The sequence below is a fragment of the Serratia sp. 3ACOL1 genome, from assembly GCF_003668775.1.
Taxonomy (GTDB): Bacteria; Pseudomonadota; Gammaproteobacteria; order Enterobacterales; family Enterobacteriaceae; genus Chania; species Chania fonticola.
Genome location: NZ_CP033055.1, coordinates 2,767,719 through 2,786,923, shown reverse-complemented (window position 1 = coordinate 2,786,923; position 19,205 = coordinate 2,767,719). Strand labels below are relative to the sequence as shown.

Annotated in this window: 16 protein-coding genes, 6 tRNA genes and 1 pseudogene; 11 read left to right on the top strand and 12 right to left on the bottom strand. The window is 53.9% G+C overall.

Features of this window, described 5'->3' with window-relative positions:
• Positions 1-183: 183 nt before the first annotated feature.
• From D9980_RS12520 to D9980_RS12505, 4 genes are all read right to left on the bottom strand, one after another.
• Positions 184-259: transfer RNA gene (locus tag D9980_RS12520), tRNA-Lys, on the bottom strand.
• A 33-nt stretch (positions 260-292) separates the two neighbouring features.
• Positions 293-368, bottom strand: a tRNA-Val gene (locus D9980_RS12515).
• A gap of 38 nt (positions 369-406) precedes the next feature.
• Positions 407-482: transfer RNA gene (locus D9980_RS12510), tRNA-Val, on the bottom strand.
• A 33-nt stretch (positions 483-515) separates the two neighbouring features.
• Positions 516-591: transfer RNA gene (locus D9980_RS12505), tRNA-Val, on the bottom strand.
• Between the two features lie 283 nt (positions 592-874).
• Between D9980_RS12505 and gltX the strand changes: the two genes are divergently transcribed.
• From gltX to D9980_RS12480, 5 genes are all read left to right on the top strand, one after another.
• Positions 875-2,290, top strand: a complete 1,416-nt coding sequence (gltX, locus tag D9980_RS12500; RefSeq protein WP_024485217.1) for a glutamate--tRNA ligase — start codon at positions 875-877, stop codon at positions 2,288-2,290.
• 219 nt (positions 2,291-2,509) lie between these two features.
• Positions 2,510-2,585, top strand: a tRNA-Ala gene (locus D9980_RS12495).
• A 62-nt stretch (positions 2,586-2,647) separates the two neighbouring features.
• Positions 2,648-2,723 (top strand) — tRNA-Ala (locus D9980_RS12490).
• 133 nt (positions 2,724-2,856) lie between these two features.
• Complete coding sequence (locus D9980_RS12485) at positions 2,857-3,084, top strand: type II toxin-antitoxin system Phd/YefM family antitoxin (protein WP_021178663.1); 228 nt, start codon at positions 2,857-2,859, stop codon at positions 3,082-3,084.
• A gap of 44 nt (positions 3,085-3,128) precedes the next feature.
• Complete coding sequence (locus D9980_RS12480) at positions 3,129-3,434, top strand: type II toxin-antitoxin system RelE/ParE family toxin (RefSeq protein ID WP_238393712.1); 306 nt, start codon at positions 3,129-3,131, stop codon at positions 3,432-3,434.
• A 138-nt stretch (positions 3,435-3,572) separates the two neighbouring features.
• On the opposite strand, the gene D9980_RS12475 is transcribed toward D9980_RS12480, so the two are convergent.
• A complete protein-coding gene (locus D9980_RS12475; protein ID WP_024485216.1) occupies positions 3,573-4,760 on the bottom strand; it encodes a NupC/NupG family nucleoside CNT transporter in 1,188 nt (395 codons plus the stop codon).
• Between the two features lie 378 nt (positions 4,761-5,138).
• On the opposite strand from D9980_RS12475, the gene D9980_RS12470 reads away from it, so the two are divergent.
• A complete protein-coding gene (locus tag D9980_RS12470) occupies positions 5,139-6,374 on the top strand; it encodes an Nramp family divalent metal transporter (RefSeq protein ID WP_024485215.1) in 1,236 nt (411 codons plus the stop codon).
• A 108-nt stretch (positions 6,375-6,482) separates the two neighbouring features.
• Here the strand turns inward: D9980_RS12470 and D9980_RS12465 are convergent, their stop codons facing one another.
• A complete protein-coding gene (locus D9980_RS12465; RefSeq protein ID WP_024485214.1) occupies positions 6,483-6,878 on the bottom strand; it encodes a DUF2502 domain-containing protein in 396 nt (131 codons plus the stop codon).
• Between the two features lie 255 nt (positions 6,879-7,133).
• Positions 7,134-8,123 carry an L-glyceraldehyde 3-phosphate reductase gene (gene mgrA, locus D9980_RS12460; RefSeq protein WP_121607451.1) on the bottom strand — a complete coding sequence of 330 codons (990 nt, stop codon included), beginning with the start codon at positions 8,121-8,123 and terminating at the stop codon, positions 7,134-7,136.
• A gap of 244 nt (positions 8,124-8,367) precedes the next feature.
• Between mgrA and D9980_RS12455 the strand changes: the two genes are divergently transcribed.
• Complete coding sequence (locus D9980_RS12455; RefSeq protein WP_121607450.1) at positions 8,368-10,029, top strand: alpha-keto acid decarboxylase family protein; 1,662 nt, start codon at positions 8,368-8,370, stop codon at positions 10,027-10,029.
• Here the strand turns inward: D9980_RS12455 and D9980_RS12450 are convergent.
• Complete coding sequence (locus tag D9980_RS12450; RefSeq protein WP_121607449.1) at positions 10,005-10,895, bottom strand: LysR family transcriptional regulator; 891 nt, start codon at positions 10,893-10,895, stop codon at positions 10,005-10,007. The genes D9980_RS12455 and D9980_RS12450 overlap by 25 nt on opposite strands.
• Before the next feature lie 99 nt (positions 10,896-10,994).
• Between D9980_RS12450 and D9980_RS12445 the strand changes: the two genes are divergently transcribed.
• Together D9980_RS12445 and D9980_RS12440 are read left to right on the top strand one after the other, a co-directional pair.
• Complete coding sequence (locus D9980_RS12445) at positions 10,995-11,453, top strand: multidrug/biocide efflux PACE transporter (protein ID WP_121607448.1); 459 nt, start codon at positions 10,995-10,997, stop codon at positions 11,451-11,453.
• A 68-nt stretch (positions 11,454-11,521) separates the two neighbouring features.
• Positions 11,522-12,214: an aspartate/glutamate racemase family protein gene (locus D9980_RS12440; protein WP_024486101.1), complete on the top strand. Its 693-nt coding sequence runs from the start codon at positions 11,522-11,524 to the stop codon at positions 12,212-12,214.
• Here D9980_RS12440 and D9980_RS12435 read toward each other — a convergent pair.
• Positions 12,211-13,458, bottom strand: coding sequence for an ion channel protein (locus D9980_RS12435; RefSeq protein ID WP_121607447.1), 1,248 nt, complete (start codon positions 13,456-13,458; stop codon positions 12,211-12,213). The genes D9980_RS12440 and D9980_RS12435 overlap by 4 nt on opposite strands.
• A gap of 332 nt (positions 13,459-13,790) precedes the next feature.
• Between D9980_RS12435 and glk the strand changes: the two genes are divergently transcribed.
• The gene (gene glk / locus D9980_RS12425) at positions 13,791-14,753 is read left to right on the top strand and encodes a glucokinase (RefSeq protein ID WP_121607446.1); all 963 of its coding nucleotides are present in this window, start codon (positions 13,791-13,793) and stop codon (positions 14,751-14,753) included.
• 57 nt (positions 14,754-14,810) lie between these two features.
• Here the strand turns inward: glk and D9980_RS12420 are convergent, their stop codons facing one another.
• Entirely contained in the window at positions 14,811-16,037 is a 1,227-nt protein-coding gene (locus D9980_RS12420; RefSeq protein ID WP_121607445.1) for an OFA family MFS transporter, read from the bottom strand.
• A gap of 383 nt (positions 16,038-16,420) precedes the next feature.
• Between D9980_RS12420 and D9980_RS12415 the strand changes: the two genes are divergently transcribed.
• Entirely contained in the window at positions 16,421-16,759 is a 339-nt protein-coding gene (locus tag D9980_RS12415) for a DUF2502 domain-containing protein (protein ID WP_071684111.1), read from the top strand.
• Here D9980_RS12415 and D9980_RS12410 read toward each other — a convergent pair whose 3' ends face one another.
• Entirely contained in the window at positions 16,760-17,494 is a 735-nt protein-coding gene (locus D9980_RS12410) for a LytTR family DNA-binding domain-containing protein (RefSeq protein WP_121607444.1), read from the bottom strand.
• A pseudogene (locus tag D9980_RS12405) lies at positions 17,491-19,199 on the bottom strand (LytS/YhcK type 5TM receptor domain-containing protein). Before D9980_RS12405 ends, D9980_RS12410 begins: the two are co-directional and overlap by 4 nt.
• Positions 19,200-19,205: the final 6 nt, after the last annotated feature.

Genomic DNA, 19,205 nt, shown 5'->3' with positions numbered 1-19,205 from the left:
GGCACCGGTACGGTGGGTCTGGCAGGATGACCGGCCGCCGCCGTTGTCTCGCAAGCGAGACTCGAACCTGAACGCAGGTTCTCACCCACACGACCCTTCTTTGCGTATGTGGTGAGGGAGACGGCACTGTTGTGGGGAGCACATATGCGAAAAAGGCGCCTAAAGGCGCCTTTTTCTAAATGGTGGTGGGTCGTGCAGGATTCGAACCTGCGACCAATTGATTAAAAGTCAACTGCTCTACCAACTGAGCTAACGACCCACGAATGTGGTGTACTGCTTTTTGAAGCTGAAATGGTGGGTGATGACGGGCTCGAACCGCCGACCCCCTCCGTGTAAAGGAGATGCTCTACCAACTGAGCTAATCACCCACTTCAGGACTTCCAGATACTACCAAATGAGAGAATGATGGTGGGTGATGACGGGCTCGAACCGCCGACCCCCTCCGTGTAAAGGAGATGCTCTACCAACTGAGCTAATCACCCTCATTGTTCTCATTTCTTACTGCGTTAACAAGATGGTGGGTGATGACGGGCTCGAACCGCCGACCCCCTCCGTGTAAAGGAGATGCTCTACCAACTGAGCTAATCACCCCGTCTTGTTGGAGTCGCATTATAGGGATAGTTGAAAGTGAGTCAACGGTTTTTAAAATGATTTCAATCGTTCGCCGCAAATTTAGACAGGATGCGATATTTATCGCCGACCAGGACGATTCTTTGCACAGTATCATGCGTAGCGGGCCGCAAAGCGTAGTGGCCGATAGCGCGTCGGCGTTGAGGAATTAGCATGGAGTGGTAGAATGTCGTCCACTATTTTACATTCCGAGCAATCGTCGGCACTCCGCTGACACGCGTTGCGTAATAAGGCAGTGAACCCAATGAAAATCAAAACCCGTTTCGCCCCAAGCCCGACCGGCTATCTGCACGTCGGCGGCGCCCGTACTGCGCTCTATTCCTGGTTGTTCAGCCGCCATTTCGGCGGTGAGTTTGTATTGCGTATCGAAGATACCGATCTCGAACGTTCAACCCAGGAAGCTATCGACGCAATTATGGATGGCATGAACTGGTTAAATCTGGATTGGGATGAAGGCCCGTACTTCCAGACCAAGCGTTTCGATCGCTACAACGCGGTCATTGATGAAATGCTGCAACAGGGAACGGCCTATAAGTGCTATTGCTCGAAAGAACGCCTGGAAGCGCTGCGTGAAAAGCAAATGGAAAACGGCGAGAAACCACGCTATGACGGTCATTGCCGCGATAGCCAGTGCAGCCATACTGCCGATGAGCCACACGTTGTGCGTTTCCGTAACCCACAGGAAGGCTCGGTCATCTTCGACGATAAAATCCGTGGCCCGATCGAATTCAGCAACCAGGAGCTGGACGATCTGATCATTCGCCGTACCGACGGTGCGCCAACTTATAACTTCTGCGTAGTGATCGATGACTGGGATATGGAAATCACCCACGTGATCCGTGGTGAAGACCATATCAACAACACGCCGCGCCAAATCAACATCCTGAAAGCGCTGGGGGCACCGGTGCCGGAATATGCTCACGTGTCGATGATCCTGGGTGATGACGGTAAAAAGCTGTCTAAACGCCACGGTGCCGTTGGCGTGATGCAATACCGCGATGATGGCTACCTGCCGCAGGCGTTGTTGAACTATCTGGTGCGTCTGGGCTGGTCCCATGGCGATCAGGAAATCTTCTCTATTGATGAGATGAAAGAGTTCTTCACTCTGGATGCGATCAACAAATCCGCCAGCGCCTTCAACACCGAGAAGCTGCAGTGGTTGAACCATCACTACATCAACCATATGCCAGCGGAAGAAGTAGCGGTGTATCTGGCATGGCATGTTGAGCAGCAGGGGATTGAAACCCGCAACGGTCCAGAACTGAAAGATCTGGTCAAACTGCTGGGCGAGCGTTGTAAAACCCTCAAGGAGATGGCGGAGTCTTGCCATTACTTCTACCAGGACTTCAGCGAGTTTGACGCCGATGCGGCGAAGAAACACCTGCGTCCGGTCGCACGCCAGCCGCTGGAAGCTGTACGCGCCAAATTGGCCGCTATTACCAACTGGACGCCAGAGAACGTGCACGATGCCATTCAGGGCACCGCAGACGAACTGGGCGTGGGTATGGGCAAAGTAGGGATGCCATTGCGCGTCGCGGTGACTGGCGCTGGCCAGTCACCGGGCATGGACGTTACCGTACATGCTATTGGCCAGGCTCGCTCCCTCAAGCGTATTGATCAGGCGTTGGCTTATATTGCCGAGCGTGAAGCGCAAGCCTGACCGTTAGTTGCCAGCTAAACCACAAAGCCCTGCGAAGCGATTCGTGGGGCTTTTTTCTTGCTGGTTTATTTTGTGCCCAAAGCGGCGGTTTTTTAGCATTAAACGCGCTGATTTGGCGGCTTTTTCAGCGCTTGATCGAGGAATTCAATTTAGCCGTTGACAGGGTTTCTGGGGTTTCATATCATGCGCCCCGTTCACAGGATTTCGTGATTGTGGATTGGGGCTATAGCTCAGCTGGGAGAGCGCTTGCATGGCATGCAAGAGGTCGACGGTTCGATCCCGTCTAGCTCCACCAACCTTTTATCTCAGGAAGGTTGGGGAATACCGTAACGCACGGTTAACGCGTACCACTTTTGTGGGGCTATAGCTCAGCTGGGAGAGCGCTTGCATGGCATGCAAGAGGTCGACGGTTCGATCCCGTCTAGCTCCACCACCATTTGAAAAGCCGACCCAAGGGTCGGCTTTTTGCATTCTAAGGCTTTACCTCTGGACTGAATTGTTGTTATCAGTTTTTATATAGACTATATTTGGTCTTTTACTGGTAATAATTTACTGCTGGAGACATTATGAAAACAGAAACTATCAGCTATCTGAAACAAAATGCCGCCAAGCTCGATCTGTCGGAACCTTTGATTGTGACGCAAAACGGTCTTCCTGCTTATGTTATCGAGTCCTACGGAGATCGTATGCGCAGGGATGAAAGTATTGCTTTGCTCAAGCTTATGACGCTGTCTGAGAAAGATATTGAGCTAGGGCGAACCTTCTCCCGTGAACAAATCTTGGATTCACTCTGATGACTGCGAAAGCGGTAACTTTCATTTATTCAGGGACCGCGAAAATGACGATGCAAACCATCGCGTATTTTTTGCGCTCTCACCAGATTGACCCGAAACCGGTTATAAAAAGAGCATTGGTTGAGTTTGAAGAGAAAACCGGTGTTTTTCCTGAAGGATGTCCTGTCTGTGATGAATTGCTAGCTCTTGGGTGCGCTAAATACCGGGAATGTAATACAGCTGACGGATACCGAGTGCTCTATAGCACCACGTTTGGCAAAGAGGATACGCGGATTTACGTCCACGCGATGTTGTCCCAAAAGCAAGACATTGCAAGCTTACTTTTCAACCGCATACTTGAATGGCAGTAAGATTTTCTGAGCGTCATGCCAGCAATAACTATGTCCTCCTCAAAAAATAGAATCGCATGCTTTATCGGCATCAAATAAAAAACGCCCGATAAACTTCATCGGGCGTCTTAAGACTAGAGCTTGTCGATTCTAAAGCTGTTAGCCCAGAACCAGGCCTGTGATGGCCGCTGACAGCAGGCTAACCAAGGTAGAGCCGTAAACCAGCTTCAGGCCGAAGCGTGAAACCACGTTGCCCTGATGCTCGTTCAACCCTTTAATCGCACCGGCTACGATACCGATAGAAGAGAAGTTGGCGAAGGACACCAGGAACACGGACAGAATACCCATGCTGCGTGGGGACAGCTCAGCACCGATTTTCTGCAGTTCCATCATGGCAACGAATTCGTTGGAAACCAGCTTGGTCGCCATGATGCTGCCAACCTGCAGCGCTTCGTGCTTAGGCACGCCAAGGATCCAGGCAAATGGATAGAAGAAGTAGCCGAGGATTTCCTGGAAGCTCAGGCCGAAGATGGCGCTGAACAGGCCGTTAAGCGCGGCAATCAGAGCGATAAAGCCAATCAGCATCGCGGCAACGATAATCGCCACCTTGAAGCCTGCCAGAATGTATTCACCCAGCATTTCAAAGAAGCTTTGGCCTTCGTGCAGATTGCCGAGGTGCAGCTCTTCTTCTTTACTGGTGTCATAAGGGTTGACCAGTGAGAGGACGATAAAGGTGCTGAACATGTTCAGTACCAGCGCCGCCACGACATACTTGGCATCCAGCATGGTCATGTATGCGCCAACGATGGACATGGAAACTGTCGACATCGCGGTAGCGGCCATGGTGTACATGCGTTTTTCTGACATCTTGCCCAGCACATCTTTGTAGGCAATGAAGTTCTCAGACTGGCCCAGGATCAACGAACTGACGGCGTTGAAGGATTCCAGTTTGCCCATACCGTTCACTTTAGACAGCACGGTCCCGATGATGCGGATGATAAACGGCAGCACTTTGATGTATTGCAGAATACCGATCAGGGCAGAGATGAACACGATTGGGCACAGCACCTTCAGGAAGAAGAAGGCCAGGCCTTTGTCACCCATCCCGCCGAACACAAAATCAGTCCCTTGCCCCGCAAACCCGAGCAACTTGTCGAACATTGCTGCAAAGCCTTTTACAAAGCCTAAACCTGCTTCCGAGTTCAGGAAGAAATAGGCCAGTAACACTTCAATAACCAACAACTGAATAACATAGCGGATGCGGATGTTTTTACGATCGCGGCACACTAACAGAGCCAGGATTGCAACCACCACTAACGCTAACGCAAAGTGCGCAATATGGGACATGTTTGCTCCAAATTTGAGGCAGGCTGAATTTCGGTTGTCATTTTATGTAACGCCAAGTTTAAAAACGAGACATTCATAGCAAATATGGAAAATCATAGTGGAGATAGTCCTAATCTATGACGGCAAAGCACCAAAGATCAAGATGTTAATAAATATGCGTGTTCGTGGCATTTTTGTGCTACTTTTATTATCAAGCGTGATCCGCTCTGAACCTTGTGATCTAGAGTAGATGGAAACGCGAGGATTTCATGCGATCTGTTCGATAAAACCTTCGTTTTTGGCTATCGCAGAGATAACCATTATCGCTGCAAACGCACTTGATAATCATTATCACTTAGGTAAAGATGAAGGTGAGCTAAATTAGTAAGGGTTTTCGCTATGCTGAACAGTCGCGCGGTTAACAATTCCTCCAGCCGCCCGTCCAGAAAGATCAAACTTTCTCTGATGGGGCCTGCCTTTATCGCCGCCATCGGCTATATCGACCCCGGTAATTTTGCCACTAATATTCAAGCCGGCGCTTCTTTTGGCTACACGCTGCTGTGGGTGGTGGTATGGGCCAACGTCATGGCGATGCTGATCCAACTGCTGTCTGCCAAACTCGGTATTGCTACCGGTAAAAACCTTGCTGAACATATCCGCGATCGCTTCCCGCGCCCGGCCGTATGGGCCTATTGGGTGCAGGCGGAGATTATCGCGATGGCCACTGACTTGGCCGAGTTTATCGGTGCCGCGATCGGTTTCAAACTGCTGCTGGGAGTAACGCTGTTGCAGGGGGCAGTCCTCACCGGCATTGCCACCTTCCTGATCCTGATGCTACAAAAACGCGGGCAAAAGCCACTGGAACTGGTGATTGGCGGCCTGCTGCTGTTTGTGGCAATGGCCTATATCGTCGAGCTGGTATTTTCTCAGCCGCAGCTAAGCGGGTTGCTTAGAGGGATGGCGATCCCGGATTTGCCGAATGGTGACGCGGTGTTTCTTGCTGCGGGGGTGTTAGGGGCAACCATCATGCCGCATGTGATTTATTTGCACTCCTCGCTGACGCAGACTGCCGGTAAAGACTCTAAAGCCGAACGTTATTCGGCCACCAAGCTGGACGTGGCGATCGCCATGACCATTGCTGGTTTTGTTAACCTGGCGATGATGGCCACCGCCGCTGCCGCATTCCATTTCAACGGCCACAGCGGTATTACCGATCTCGACCAAGCCTACCTGACGTTGCAGCCGCTGCTCGGCAATGCGGCGGCCACCATTTTTGGCCTGAGCCTGGTTGCAGCAGGTCTCTCTTCTACCGTGGTAGGCACCTTGGCGGGGCAGGTGGTGATGCAGGGCTTTGTCCGCTTCTATATCCCAATCTGGGTACGGCGGGTGGTCACCATGATGCCATCGTTTATTGTCATCATGATGGGGATGGATGCGACGCGTATTCTGGTTTTGAGCCAGGTACTGCTGAGCTTTGGTATCGCCCTGGCCTTGGTGCCGCTGCTGGCGTTTACCGGCAACCGTGAACTGATGGGGGATATGGTCAACGGCCGCCTGATCCAGAATCTCGGTAAACTGATTGTGTTGGTGGTGGTTGGGCTCAACGGTTATCTGCTGATCAGCAACCTGCTTTAAGATAGTTCCTCTCACCCTAACCCTAACTCATGCTACAGACTGACTTCTGCACCTGATTACGATGCCGATCAGCTCCCTCTCCCTGTGGGAGAGGGTTGGGGTGAGGGGTCAATCATCATGATCGTGATGGTGGTTTTTGTGATGATGCTTGTTCTTATGGTGCTGCTTTTTATACTGCTTGTAATAGTATTTATCGGCCTTGCGGTAGCGGCCATCATGGTAGTAATAATTTTTGTGCCAGTAATCGCGGTCCCGCCAGCGATAGCCATCCCAATAGTAGCCACGGCGGCTGCGCTCCCCTAAATCACGCCCCTGATGGCCATGCCACCAATCGCGATCGCGCCAGTCGTAACCGTCCCAGTAATTGCCCCGTTTGTCCTGGTCACCAATCTGCAGTGAGACCCCCGGCAGCAAATCAATATTGACGCTGCTGGCATGGGCGATGGGTGCGATGGGCATGAAAAGCGCCGCCAGAATGGCAGCGGTAAACAGAGGTTTAAACATTTAGGCTCCCTTGGCCGAACACCGATAATGAAGCACGTTCATCGGTATAGGTTTTGGCCATGCAAACGGTTGTTATCCCTCGTTCTTAAACGCTATGCGTAAAATCCATGAGGTATTTATCTGAGGGATGTTAACGCCGTGGAGCGGCCGCGCCTTTGGGCAAATTCTGAAAGCCATGGAGAACACCGGGGATTGGGAGTTATCTGAGGGGAAAGGGGAGAAAACCGCCGATACCCACCGGCGGTTTGTAAGCGATTACATCAGGATCTGCTCAATCTTGGCGATCTCTTCTGCGCTGAACTTACGGTTGGCCAACATACCGACCGCATCTTCAATCTGGCTGACTTTGCTAGCACCGATCAATACGGAAGTGACGCGATCGTTACGCAATACCCAGGCCAGCGCCATTTGCGACAGCTTTTGACCACGCTGTTCTGCCAGCACATTCAGCAGGCGAACCTTTTGCAGTTTCGTTTCGGTAATCTGCTCGGGAGTGAGCGAGCGGCTGCCGCTGGCTGCGCGGGAATCAGGCGGGATGCCTTGCAGATAGCGATCGGTCAGCATGCCTCCAGCCAGCGGTGAGAAGGCGATAGACCCCACGCCATGCTCTTCCAGCGTATCCAGCAATTCGGGTTCGACCCAGCGTTCAAACATCGAGTACTTCGGCTGGTGGATCACGCAAGGGGTGCCAAGCTGCTGCAGTATGGCAAATGCTTGCCGCGCCCGTTCGGCCGGGTAATTCGATAACCCGACATACAGCGCTTTCCCTTGGCGGACTATCAAATCCAGCGCCGCCATGGTTTCTTCCAACGGCGTATCTGGATCAGGGCGGTGATGGTAGAAGATATCCACATAGTCGAGCCGCATGCGTTGCAGGCTCTGATTCAGGCTGGCGACCAGGTATTTCTTCGATCCCCAGTCACCGTAGGGGCCAGGCCACATGGTGTAGCCCGCCTTGGAAGAGATAATCAGCTCATCGCGATAAGGCTGGAGATCCTGATGCAGAATACGGCCGAAATTCTCCTCGGCAGAACCCGGCGGTGGCCCGTAGTTATTGGCCAGATCGAAGTGGGTAATGCCAAGATCGAAGGCACGATGCACCAGGCTGCGCGCATTGTCATACAGTGTGCTATCACCAAAGTTGTGCCACATACCGAGTGAAACGGCTGGCAGTTGCAGCCCGCTGCGGCCACAGCGGCGATATTCCATATTCTGGTAGCGGGCAGGCTCAGCTTGATAAACCATAAAATCCTCATCGACGGCGGGAAATGATATTCAGTGTATGCGCTTCCACTTGGGCTGTCAGAGTGCCAGATCACGCTAATTATCTGTCATTTATTCAAATTGCTTATGGATGATCCCTACTGCATGCCGTTGGTGCGCAGATGTAAAGCGGGGTTTCCAGTGCCTTTTGCCGATAAAGCTCGAAAATTCGGCAGTATCTTTAATACTTAATACTAACCATTCTCCCATTACCTAGGTGATGATCATGAACAAGAGCTATACGGTGGCAGATTACCTTCTCGATCGGTTAGCCCAGATTGGCATTCGCCACTTTTTCGGTGTACCGGGAGATTACAACCTGCAGTTTCTCGATCATGTTATCGATCATCAGCAGATAACCTGGGTAGGCTGCGCCAACGAGCTGAACGCCGCCTATGCCGCCGATGGTTATGCCCGCTGCAAACCGGCCGCGGCACTGTTGACCACCTTTGGCGTGGGTGAATTAAGTGCGATTAACGGCATTGCCGGCAGTTATGCCGAATACCTGCCAGTGATCCACATTGTTGGCACACCGGCTTTGCGAGCCCAGCGAGCCGGGGATTTACTGCACCATTCTTTAGGGGATGGGGACTTCGGCCATTTTGCCCGTATGGCGAAAGAGGTCACCATCGCTCAGGCCAGCCTGACGGCCAGCAATGCTGAAGCAGAAATCGATCGCTTATTGACGACCGCGCTGTACGAGCGCCGCCCGGTGTATCTGCTGTTGCCAAGTGATGTCGCCGAAGCCCCGTTGGTCTCGCGCCCGTCGCCTTTGGTGTTGCGCCAGCCTAACCTCTCCGAGGTCTCCCTACAGGCATTTATCGCTGCCGCGCGGGAAAAACTGCAGGACGCACAGCGGGTTTCCCTGCTGGCGGATTTCCTGGTCGAACGCTTCGGGGCCGAACCCGTGCTGGAACAATGGATGAATGAGGTCAATATTCCTCACTCGACGCTGCTGTTAGGCAAAAGCGTGTTGGATGAAACCCATGCCTGCTTTACTGGAACCTATGCCGCAGCCGCCAGCGATCCGCAGGTTAAGCAGCAGATTGAGGGTGCCGATGTGGTGATTAACGTCGGGGTGCGTTTCACCGATACCATCACCGCCGGTTTTAGTCACAATCTGCCCGTGGATAAATGCATCGATATCCAACCGTTCGAGGCGCGGGTTGGCCAGCAGGTTTTCAGCCAGATCCCTATGCGCGAAGCAGTGAAGGCTCTACATCAACTGACGTTATCGTTAGCCAGCAAGTGGTCGTTGCCGTCCATTAAACGGCCAGCGCTACCGGAGCCGAGTTCCAGCGGTCTTGATCAACATGGTTTTTGGCAGCAGATCCAAGACTTCTTGCAGCCGGGGGATATCCTGATTGCGGAGCAGGGCACCGCCTGTTTTGGCGCGGCGTCGTTGACGCTGCCGCGGGGTTGCCGGTTTATCGTACAGTCCTTATGGGGATCAATCGGCTATACCTTACCGGCGGCATTTGGCGCGCAGACTGCTGATCCTCAGCGTCGGGTGGTATTACTGATTGGCGATGGTGCCGCTCAGCTTACCATGCAGGAATTGGGCAGCATGTTGCGCGATGGGCAAAAGCCGGTGATCTTGCTGCTGAATAATGACGGTTACACTATTGAGCGAGCCATCCACGGGCCGGAACAGCGCTATAACGATATCGCGCAATGGAACTGGACGCGTCTACCGCAGGCATTATCGCTCGATCATCAGATGAAGTGCCTGCGCGTCACCGCGCCTGAGCAGTTGCGTGCAGCGCTTGAAGAGGTCGGCGGTAGCGAGCAACTGGCGTTTATCGAGGTGGTGTTGCCGAAAATGGATTTTCCCGAACTGCTCGATAACGTGTCACGTGCTATTCAATCGCGTAATGCGGCGGCTTGATCGGTGGCATTTTCCAGCAGGCGATCCAATAACCACAGCCCCGCCGGCCCCGGCGGGGTAAGCTTGGACCATACGGCGTCGACCGAGATGGTTTGCGGCCAGCCACGCATTTTCAGCTCTGTCAGACGTTGCCGCCCGTACTGTTTGACCAGCCAGTGCGGCAGTATTGCCCAACCCGCCCCCTGTTCCGCCATCTCTAGCAACATCAGATAGCTGGGCGCCGACCAGGCCCTGCCGCGCGGTTTTGGCGCGCTGTTGCTGGTATAAGTGTTGAGGTAAAGTTGGCGGCTGCTGGCAAGGTGTGCCTGTGTCAGGGCCGGAGTAAGGGTCAGCGGATGATCATGAGCGACAAACAGCCCCATTTCAGTTTGCTCTGGCAGCCTGGCGACGGCGATCTCGGGAGGGTAGGTGGGTTGTACCGCCAGCATCCCCAGGTGGGCGCGGCCAGTCTGTAGCAGATCCAGCACATCCTCCCCTTCGGCGATCATACATTCCAGCTCGATATCCTGATAACGCCGCTCGAAATGTTTCAGCAGGTTGTCGTGATGGTTGGGCTGATAGGTATCGGAAAAAACGATGGTCAGCCGTGGTTCGATATTGTCCCCCAAGCGGATGCTCAAGGCATCGAGTCGTTCGCTGGCAGCGAGAATTTCCTGCACGTGGCCCAGCACCTTGCGGCCAGCCTCGGTCAATACAGGTTGGCGTGCCTGCCGATCGAACAGCGTCAGCCCGAGATCGGCCTCCAGATTGGCAATGGCGGTGCTGATGGTGGATTGGCTTTTGCGCAGCCTGCGTGCGGCGGCAGAAAACGAGCCTAACGCGGCGGCCTCAACAAAGGCCAGTAGGGCTTCTGGGGAATAGCGCATGATGTATCTACTTTATCGATGGGATCTATCTTTAATCTACGCAAAAAACCGATGATAATCACCTGACTTTTTCAATAATGATCACAAAGCAGGTGAAGTATGCAGTTGCAAAACAAGTCGTTGGTTGAACGTATCGTTCACGCCGTGGGGTTCGAAGCTATCGCCGTGATGATCTGTGCCCCTTTGGGTTCATGGTTGCTTAACCGCTCGATGGCGCAGGTTGGGGCGCTGGCGATCATGTTATCTACCGTCGCCATGCTGTGGAACATTGTCTATAACTCGATCTTTGATCGGCTGTGGCCAGTGAGCCGAGTGGTCAGAACGCTGAAAGTGCGTATTGGCCACGCCTTTGGCTTTGAAGCCGGGTTTGTACTGATTGGTCTGCCGATAGCCGCCTTTATGCTCAATATTTCGTTGTGGCAGGCCTTTGTGTTGGAGCTCGGTTTCTTCCTGTTCTTCCTGCCCTATACCATGGCGTATAACTGGTTCTACGATACCCTGCGCCAGCGTTGGTTCGAGCCGCGCCAGGCTCAGGTAAGCAGCTCACGTAGCAAATAATTGCTTCGTCAGTCAGGTCGTTCTCGGGTAATGTCTGGTTAATAGTGAGCCAAAGCCAGGAGAATCGAATGAAAGTATTGGGATTATTGGGGGGGATGAGTTGGGAATCCACCATCCCCTATTACCGAATGATCAACGAGCAGGTGAAACAGCGGCTTGGTGGTCTGCATTCAGCCAAAATCGTGCTCTACAGCGTGGATTTTCATGAAGTGGAACGCTTGCAGCACCAAGGTGATTGGGAGGGGGCTGGCCGTTTGCTGGCAGGGGCCGCCGCTTCGTTGCGTGCTGCCGGTGCCGAAGCCATCGTGATTTGTACCAACACTATGCATAAGGTGGCGGACGCGGTGGAACAGGCCAGCGGCCTGCCGCTGATCCATATTGCCGATGCCACGGCATTGCAAGTACGCCAGCAAAATATTCGCCGTATCGGCTTACTTGGCACGCGTTTTACCATGGAGCAGGATTTTTACCGTGGGCGTTTGCAGGATAAATTTGCTATCGAAGTGGTTACGCCGGATGCCGCCGATCGCGATATCGTACACCGCATCATTTATGAAGAGCTGTGCCTGGGCAAGATCGTTGATACCTCACGCGATGAATATCGCCGGATTATTGCCAAGCTGGAACAGCAGGGCGCCGAGGGGATCATCTTTGGCTGCACCGAGATCGGCCTGTTGGTTAGCGCACAAGATGCCGCGGTGCCGGTATTCGACACCACGGCCATTCATGCGCACGCCGCTGCCGAGTATGCTCTGGCTTAGTCTTCATGCGGAGGCTGGTTTTTTACTACCAGCATCAAAGGTTTGCCCGCCAGCACCAGCCAGGCGGGCAACATCACAATACAGAGTATCGGTAACAGATGCAGCTCTGGCACCACCGCCACGGCCATAAACAGGCTCAGCCAGCCGTCGCGAGTCACCACCAGCACCAACCCCATAATGGCACAGGAAACGGTGATCGCTGCCGGAACCGCCGGAACATGTTGATGCAACATCAACCCTAGTGCGACACCGATAAATACCGCCGGGAAAATACGCCCGCCGCGGAAGCCACTGGCAGCAGCTACCACCAGGGCGGCCAGCTTGGTCAGGGTGATCACCAACAATTGGCTGGTGGTGAAACTACCGTCGACCACCAACAGTTTCATCTCATCCAACCCTTTGAATAGAGTGACATCTCCGCCAATGACCCCAAGGATCCCCAGTAACAGACCACCTAGCCCGAGCATCAATACCGGATTTTTCAGCGAATGGAACATATGGTGCATGCGCGGGAAGCACCAAATCGCCACCATCCCTAGGGCAATAGCGATCAGCGCGACCACCGAGCCGCTGAAGATATCGCGTAGCCGGGTCACATCGTAAGCATCAAGCTGTAAGGTAAAGTTAGGGGTAAAGAACATCTGGGTAGTGACGGCCCCGGCGGCAGCGGCCATCAGCGGGGCAAACAGCCGATCCCACAGGGGGACTTCGTTATTTCCCCCTAGCGTTTGCGAGAAAATCAGGGCGGCGGCAACAGGGGTACCAAACATTGCGCCAATCGTGCCAGCGGCGGCGAGGATGATCCAATCCATCCTGGGCACTTTGGGTAATAGCCTGGCCCCGAGTGCGACCACCAGGGCAATATTGATGGCGGTGATCGGGTTTTCCGGCCCCAAACTGACGCCACCTGCCAGGCCGATCATCAAAGCTAAAGCCAGCCCCGGTACGGCGGCCACTGGCAAAGGCATGCCGATCAGCGATTCGGTAGCCGGATCTGGCCCGGCATGGCCCGGCACGAAACGTATGATCAGCCCAACGGCTATACCGGTCAGCGTGAGAATACCGATGGTCCACCAAGGGGAATGGCTATCTATATCGAGCATTTCCGGAAGGAAAGTCCACAGCAAGTTCTGCAGCACGCTGGCACTTTCCATCAGCAAGATGAGGATCAGGCTGGAGGTGGAACCGATAACGATCGCGGGCAGAGCGAAGGCCAACATAGCATTGGCGCGCGGATGCAGCATGCAGGATCCCTTGTTGTTACGTCCCTGATTGGCAGGGAAAACAGAGAGTAAAGCCAGCAGAATCGCCAGGCTCCAGAGAAATGGTTTGCATAGTATATAGCTCCAACGGAGCGATTTCGCTAATGGTAGCCGCACGCGATCGCATTCCTCTCACGTTTTTTGCGCCAATCTGTAACCGCCGGTATAAATCGGTGAAAACTGTGCTGGCTGAAACGATTTTTGTGATCGAGATCGCTATTGCGCAGCGGGCCGCAGAATGCCGATTGTTGTTTGGGCGGCGTGATTTTACAGTGTACCCAATTTTGCATTATTCATTTTAGGGAGAAACACCGATGACCTATGCCCTCGTAGGTGATGTTGGCGGTACCAATGCCCGCCTGGCGCTGTGCACTGTCGAGACGGGCGAGATCGCCCAGGCGAAAACCTATTCTGGTCTGGAGTTCGATAGCCTGGAAGCGGTGATCCGCCAATACCTGACCGAGCTGCAACTGGAGGTTCAGGATGCCTGTATCGCCATCGCCTGCCCGGTAACGGAGGATTGGGTCGCCATGACCAATCACACCTGGGCCTTCTCCATCAAAGCGATGAAAGAGAGCCTGGGCTTAAAGCATCTGGAAGTGATTAACGATTTTACCGCGGTTTCGATGGCTATTCCGATGCTGTCCGAAGATGACGTGTTGCAGTTTGGCGGTGGCAAAGCGCAAAAGGATAAACCGATTGCCGTTTACGGTGCGGGTACTGGCCTGGGGGTGGCGCATCTGGTGCACGTTAACCGCCGCTGGGTGAGCCTGCCGGGTGAGGGTGGCCACGTAGATTTTGCGCCGAACAGTGAAGAAGAGGACATCATCCTGGAGGTGCTGCGTGGTGAAGTTGGTCACGTCTCTGCGGAGCGCGTGTTGTCTGGCCCTGGGCTGGTGAATCTGTACCGTGCCATCGTCAAGGCAGACAAGCGCCTGCCGGAGAAGCTGGAACCCAAAGACATCACCGAGCGTGCGCTGGCGGACAGTTGCATCGATTGCCGTCGTGCATTGTCCCTGTTCTGCGTGATCATGGGGCGGTTTGGCGGCAACCTGGCGTTGAACTTGGGGACGTTTGGTGGAGTGTATATCGCCGGGGGCATCGTGCCGCGCTTTATGGAGTTCTTCAAGGCTTCCGGGTTCCGCGCCGCCTTTGAAGACAAGGGACGCTTCAAAGACTACGTACGTGAAATTCCGGTGTTTATGATCACCCATTCCCAACCGGGGCTGCTGGGGGCCGGTGCTCATCTGCGGCAGACGCTGGGCATGCATCTGTAATCAACACAATAAAAAAAGGCGCTACCGGTTTGGCAGCGCCCTTTTTTTACCTGCCTCTTAGACGTTGGCTTTGGCCAGTACTGGCTCTGCGTGAGACTCTTCTTCCTGCTCAACCGCTTTCGGCGCTTTGATAAACAGGGTGATCAGCAGTGAAATCACCGACAGCACGCCCATCACCATAAAGGTCGCGTGGAAGCCGCCGAAGTGGTTGGCAACAAACGACCCTGCCAGCGCGCCCAGACCAAAGCCCTGATAAATGATGCCGTAGTTCTTGCTGTGGTTTTTCAGGCCGAAGAAGTCACCGACAATCGCCGGGAAGACGGTAATGTTGCCACCAAAGCAGAAAGCGACCGCGCCGACGCAGATAAAGAACAGCGTATGGCTCAGCGTCACGAAGCTCAGTGCGGCAATCGCCAGAATAGTGACCAGCATGGTGAAGCTGATGACGCGCATACGGCCTACTTTATCGGACAGGGTGCCCAGAATGATGCGGCCTGCGGTATTGAAGATTGCCACGGCAGAAACGGTGTTGGCGGCAGTGGCCAAATCCATTCCAGCCAGCTGTACGCCCATGTCTTTAACGATACCGATCAGATACAGGCCACTCATACAGGCTGCGAAGAAAATCACGAACAGCATGTAGGCCTCTTTGCTGGCCAGCATCTGGCGCACGGTGTAATCGTTGCCCAGCGTGCCGTGGTTAGCTTGTTGGTTAACCTGCACCGGTTCTTTGAGCAGCATGGAGCCCAGCACAATCAGCGCCATCACGATCACGCCCCAGTAGAAGAACGCAGCAGAGACACCGGCACCGCTAATCAGGGCGGCGTTAACGTATTTGAACAGCAGGCTGCCGCTACCGAACGCCCCGACGGAGATGCCGGAAATCAGCCCCTTGTTATCCGGGAACCATTTGATCAGGTTGGACAGCGTAGAGATGTAAGCGATACCCACCGCAAAACCGACCACCACGCCCGCTAACAGATAAATCATATCCAGCGATTGCACGTGGGCGCTGGCAATCAACCCCAGGCCGACCAGCACGCCGGAGACCAGCGTCAGATTACGAATACCGAAACGCTCTTGTAGCTTACCGGCGAACAGCGTGGCGAAGGCCAGGAAGAAGCTGGTGATCGAGAAGGTGGTAGCGACATCGCCAAGGCCCCAATGGAACTTGTCTACCAGCGGCTGGTTGAACAGGCTCCAGGTATAGATAGTGCCGAGGCCCATCTGGCAGATGATGGTGCCGAGAACGATTAAGCTGCGATTTGCCGGTTTGCTGTTCATGGCCGGTCTCCTTCCTGTATTGGCGTTGCCCATTGGCAAAATTAGCAAGGCAACCAGAGCCCTGCGGTATGGGCCTATTATAAAGGGGGGGATCGTTGCCAATGGCGGATCGGGAATGAACTGCCGCTGCCGAGGAATGAAATGCCGTTATCGCTGCATGAGTTGCCGAATAAGGGCTAAAAAGCCGTTGGAATGCGGCCTGCGGGGCGTGATCTACATCAAAGATATGTCAGAAAGATGGCTAAAGCGCCGGGGAAACTGTGTGGTAATTGTGAAGGATATGCCTGAAAGGCGTAATTGGGCTTTCCTCCTATAGAGAACGTACCGGCGCGGAACTACTGTGATCGGTAAATGGACCCGTTCCATGCTCTGGGAGAGACCTGATGAAAAAAGTGCTGTTGTTATTGGCTGCGTTGTTGCCGCTTTCACTGCCTGCGGTGAGCCATGCGGATATTTCTGTCGGCATCAACGTGCCTGGAATGTCGCTGCATATTGGCGATCGTGATGACCGCGGCCATTACTGGGATGGTGGTCGCTGGCGTGAACCGCGCTGGTGGCACGAGCATTATGGCCCACGCGGATATTACGGCCCACCGCCAAGGGCGGTTTATTACGGCCCCCCACGTCGTGAATGGCGTGATGGCCCACGTTATCACCGCATGCCACCACCACCGCCACGCTATTACCAACGGGATCACGGCCCGCGAGGCCCACGCTGGTAACTATAACCGCATCAGTTGGCGAAACGCCTTGACCTTGCTGCGGCTGACCGGGACTTCAAAATCCAGATCGCTCAGCCGCAGAATATAGGTGTTGTTGAACCACGGAACGATTTCCCGGATCTTGGACAGATTGACGCAATACGACCGGTGGCAGCGGAAGAAAAACTCTTCTGGCAGCCGTTGGTTAAACTCGGTGATATTCATCGGCATCACAAACTCTTCGCGCCGGGTATATACCCGTGTAACTTTCTCATCGGCGGCGGCGTAGTAAATGTCGTTGATGTCCGTGACGATGATGCGCTCGTCTTTGATCAGGTTAATGCTGTGGCTGGTGCGATTCGCCGGTGCGCTAGGTTCCGGCGTCTGCGCCGGGCGGTTATGCAATGCCTCCAGCTTTTGCAGCATGGTGATGATACGCGCTTCATGATACGGCTTGAGGATGTAGTCGAACGCCTCGATCTCAAACGCCTCCACCGCATGCTCTTTATAGGCGGTGATAAACACGATCGACGGACGATGCGCAAACTTGCTGATGTTCTGTGCCAGCAATACGCCGTCTAACGACGGAATATTGATATCGAGGAAAATGGCATCGACCTGATGTGTTTGCAGGTATTTCAGCACGTCCAGGCCATCTTCAAAGGTGGCTTCGATGGTGATATTACTGTGTTTATTAATCAGATAAGTCAGCTCTTGCTGGGCGAGAAACTCATCTTCCACAATGATGGCTTTCATAGTTGTTCCCCGGCAGGTTGTGGGCTGTTTTCGCTATGCAGCTTATTCCCGTTTTTGGTGACGTAGAAGGCGATTTCCGTTCCCGGCTCCAGCCGACGTATGCGCAATCCTTCGCCGTACAGCAGGGAAACCCGGTGGTGTACGTTAAGCAGACCGATATTGTGGCCAGGCATTTCATTGCGCGCCACGCGCTCGATCACCAGTGGATCGATGCCATTGCCAGTATCTTTCACCGAAATCTTGACGCGATCGCCCCGATCTTTCACCGCGATCACCACCACGCCTTTCCCTTTACAGGGTTGAATACCGTGCACGATGGCATTTTCCACCAGTGGCTGGATCAGCAGGCTGGGGATGCGCACGGCAATATCGTCGTCGATGTCATAAATCACCGTCAGCTTATTGCCGAAGCGCGCCTGCTCGATGGCGATATAGTCCTGGATCTGATGCAGTTCCTTACGGATATCGATCAGTTCGTCGTTCAGTTCCAGGTTATAGCGCAGGTAACGCGACAGGTTGATGATTAACTGGCGGGCGGTATCTTGATTTAGCCGGATTGACGACGAGATAGCGTTCAGCGCATTAAACAGGAAATGTGGGTTGATTTTGCTTTGTAGCGCGCGCATTTCGGCCTTGTCCGCCATTTGGCGCAGATGCTCGATGCGCGAGACTTCCATCTGGGTGGAGATAATCTGCGACAGGCCAACTGCCATCACCTTCAGCGTATTGGTGATCTGATGGGCATGGCAGTAGTAAATCTTCAGCGCCCCGGTCACCTCGCCCTTTTCCCATAGAGGGATGACCAGTTGGGAATGGATCTGCGGTGCTGTCTGATTCTCGAGGTTGTTTTTGATGATGATTTTGCCCTGCTGGATGCTTTCCAGCGTGACTCGGCTGAGCCCTGCGCGCCCGAGTGGGTAATGCTCTGCTCCCACGCCAACGTAAGCCAGCACATGTTGGGTATCGGTGATGGCGACCGCATCGGCATTGATATCGTGGCGGATAATTTCGCAAATGGTGGTCAGTGATTCGCTATTGATATTACGGAAATAGGGCAGCGTTTTGCGGGCGATATCCAGCGCTAGCTTGGCCTGCCGCGCCGCAATCACTTCTTTTTCGTCTTCGACGCTTTGCACCAGCAGCACGATCAGGCCGATACACACCGTGCCGAGGATCATCGGCAGGGCAATTTTAGACACGATATCCAGCCCGAGCTCGGTGGGTTTGGCCCAGGCAACGATTAGCAGCATGGTGAGTGATTCGCACAGCATGCCTCCCAAGATCCCGGCACGCCAGCGCTGGCCTTTCTTCACCTTCAGGTTGATATAACCGGCGCCGATCCCGGCAATAATGCTGGTGATCAGGCAGGGAACCGAGGTGATACCGTCGATATCGATCAGATAGCGGTGCAATCCGGCGATAATGCCGGTAATGATGCCGACCCAGGGGCCAAACAGGATCCCCCGGCCATAATGGCGATCACGCGCACGTTAACCAGAGAGCCTTCGACGTTGATGCCAGAATAGGTACTGAACAGGGCGAACAGAGAGAAGATGGCCGTGACTGCGGCCAGTTCCAGCGGAGTATGATCTTCCTTTTGCAACAGCTGTCGAAACAGCCGAGTGCGGGTGAGGAAAAACAGGCAGATTAACATCAGGGCGGCACGATCGAATACCGCTAACAACATTTCAAAAACAGGGTGCACAACGGG

Excerpts from the sequence above, each read along its gene's own strand:
- gltX (WP_024485217.1), top strand. The coding sequence starts at position 875 with ATGAAAATCAAAACCCGTTTCGCCCCAAGCCCGACCGGCTATCTGCAC.
- D9980_RS12450 (WP_121607449.1), bottom strand. The coding sequence starts at position 10,895 with ATGCGCTATTCCCCAGAAGCCCTACTGGCCTTTGTTGAGGCCGCCGCG.
- D9980_RS12475 (WP_024485216.1), bottom strand. The coding sequence starts at position 4,760 with ATGTCCCATATTGCGCACTTTGCGTTAGCGTTAGTGGTGGTTGCAATC.
- D9980_RS12410 (WP_121607444.1), bottom strand. The coding sequence starts at position 17,494 with ATGAAAGCCATCATTGTGGAAGATGAGTTTCTCGCCCAGCAAGAGCTG.
- D9980_RS12420 (WP_121607445.1), bottom strand. The coding sequence starts at position 16,037 with ATGAACAGCAAACCGGCAAATCGCAGCTTAATCGTTCTCGGCACCATC.
- D9980_RS12415 (WP_071684111.1), top strand. The coding sequence starts at position 16,421 with ATGAAAAAAGTGCTGTTGTTATTGGCTGCGTTGTTGCCGCTTTCACTG.
- mgrA (WP_121607451.1), bottom strand. The coding sequence starts at position 8,123 with ATGGTTTATCAAGCTGAGCCTGCCCGCTACCAGAATATGGAATATCGC.
- D9980_RS12470 (WP_024485215.1), top strand. The coding sequence starts at position 5,139 with ATGCTGAACAGTCGCGCGGTTAACAATTCCTCCAGCCGCCCGTCCAGA.
- glk (WP_121607446.1), top strand. The coding sequence starts at position 13,791 with ATGACCTATGCCCTCGTAGGTGATGTTGGCGGTACCAATGCCCGCCTG.
- D9980_RS12455 (WP_121607450.1), top strand. The coding sequence starts at position 8,368 with ATGAACAAGAGCTATACGGTGGCAGATTACCTTCTCGATCGGTTAGCC.
- D9980_RS12485 (WP_021178663.1), top strand. The coding sequence starts at position 2,857 with ATGAAAACAGAAACTATCAGCTATCTGAAACAAAATGCCGCCAAGCTC.
- D9980_RS12445 (WP_121607448.1), top strand. The coding sequence starts at position 10,995 with ATGCAGTTGCAAAACAAGTCGTTGGTTGAACGTATCGTTCACGCCGTG.
- D9980_RS12435 (WP_121607447.1), bottom strand. The coding sequence starts at position 13,458 with ATGCTGCATCCGCGCGCCAATGCTATGTTGGCCTTCGCTCTGCCCGCG.
- D9980_RS12440 (WP_024486101.1), top strand. The coding sequence starts at position 11,522 with ATGAAAGTATTGGGATTATTGGGGGGGATGAGTTGGGAATCCACCATC.
- D9980_RS12480 (WP_238393712.1), top strand. The coding sequence starts at position 3,129 with ATGACGATGCAAACCATCGCGTATTTTTTGCGCTCTCACCAGATTGAC.
- D9980_RS12465 (WP_024485214.1), bottom strand. The coding sequence starts at position 6,878 with ATGTTTAAACCTCTGTTTACCGCTGCCATTCTGGCGGCGCTTTTCATG.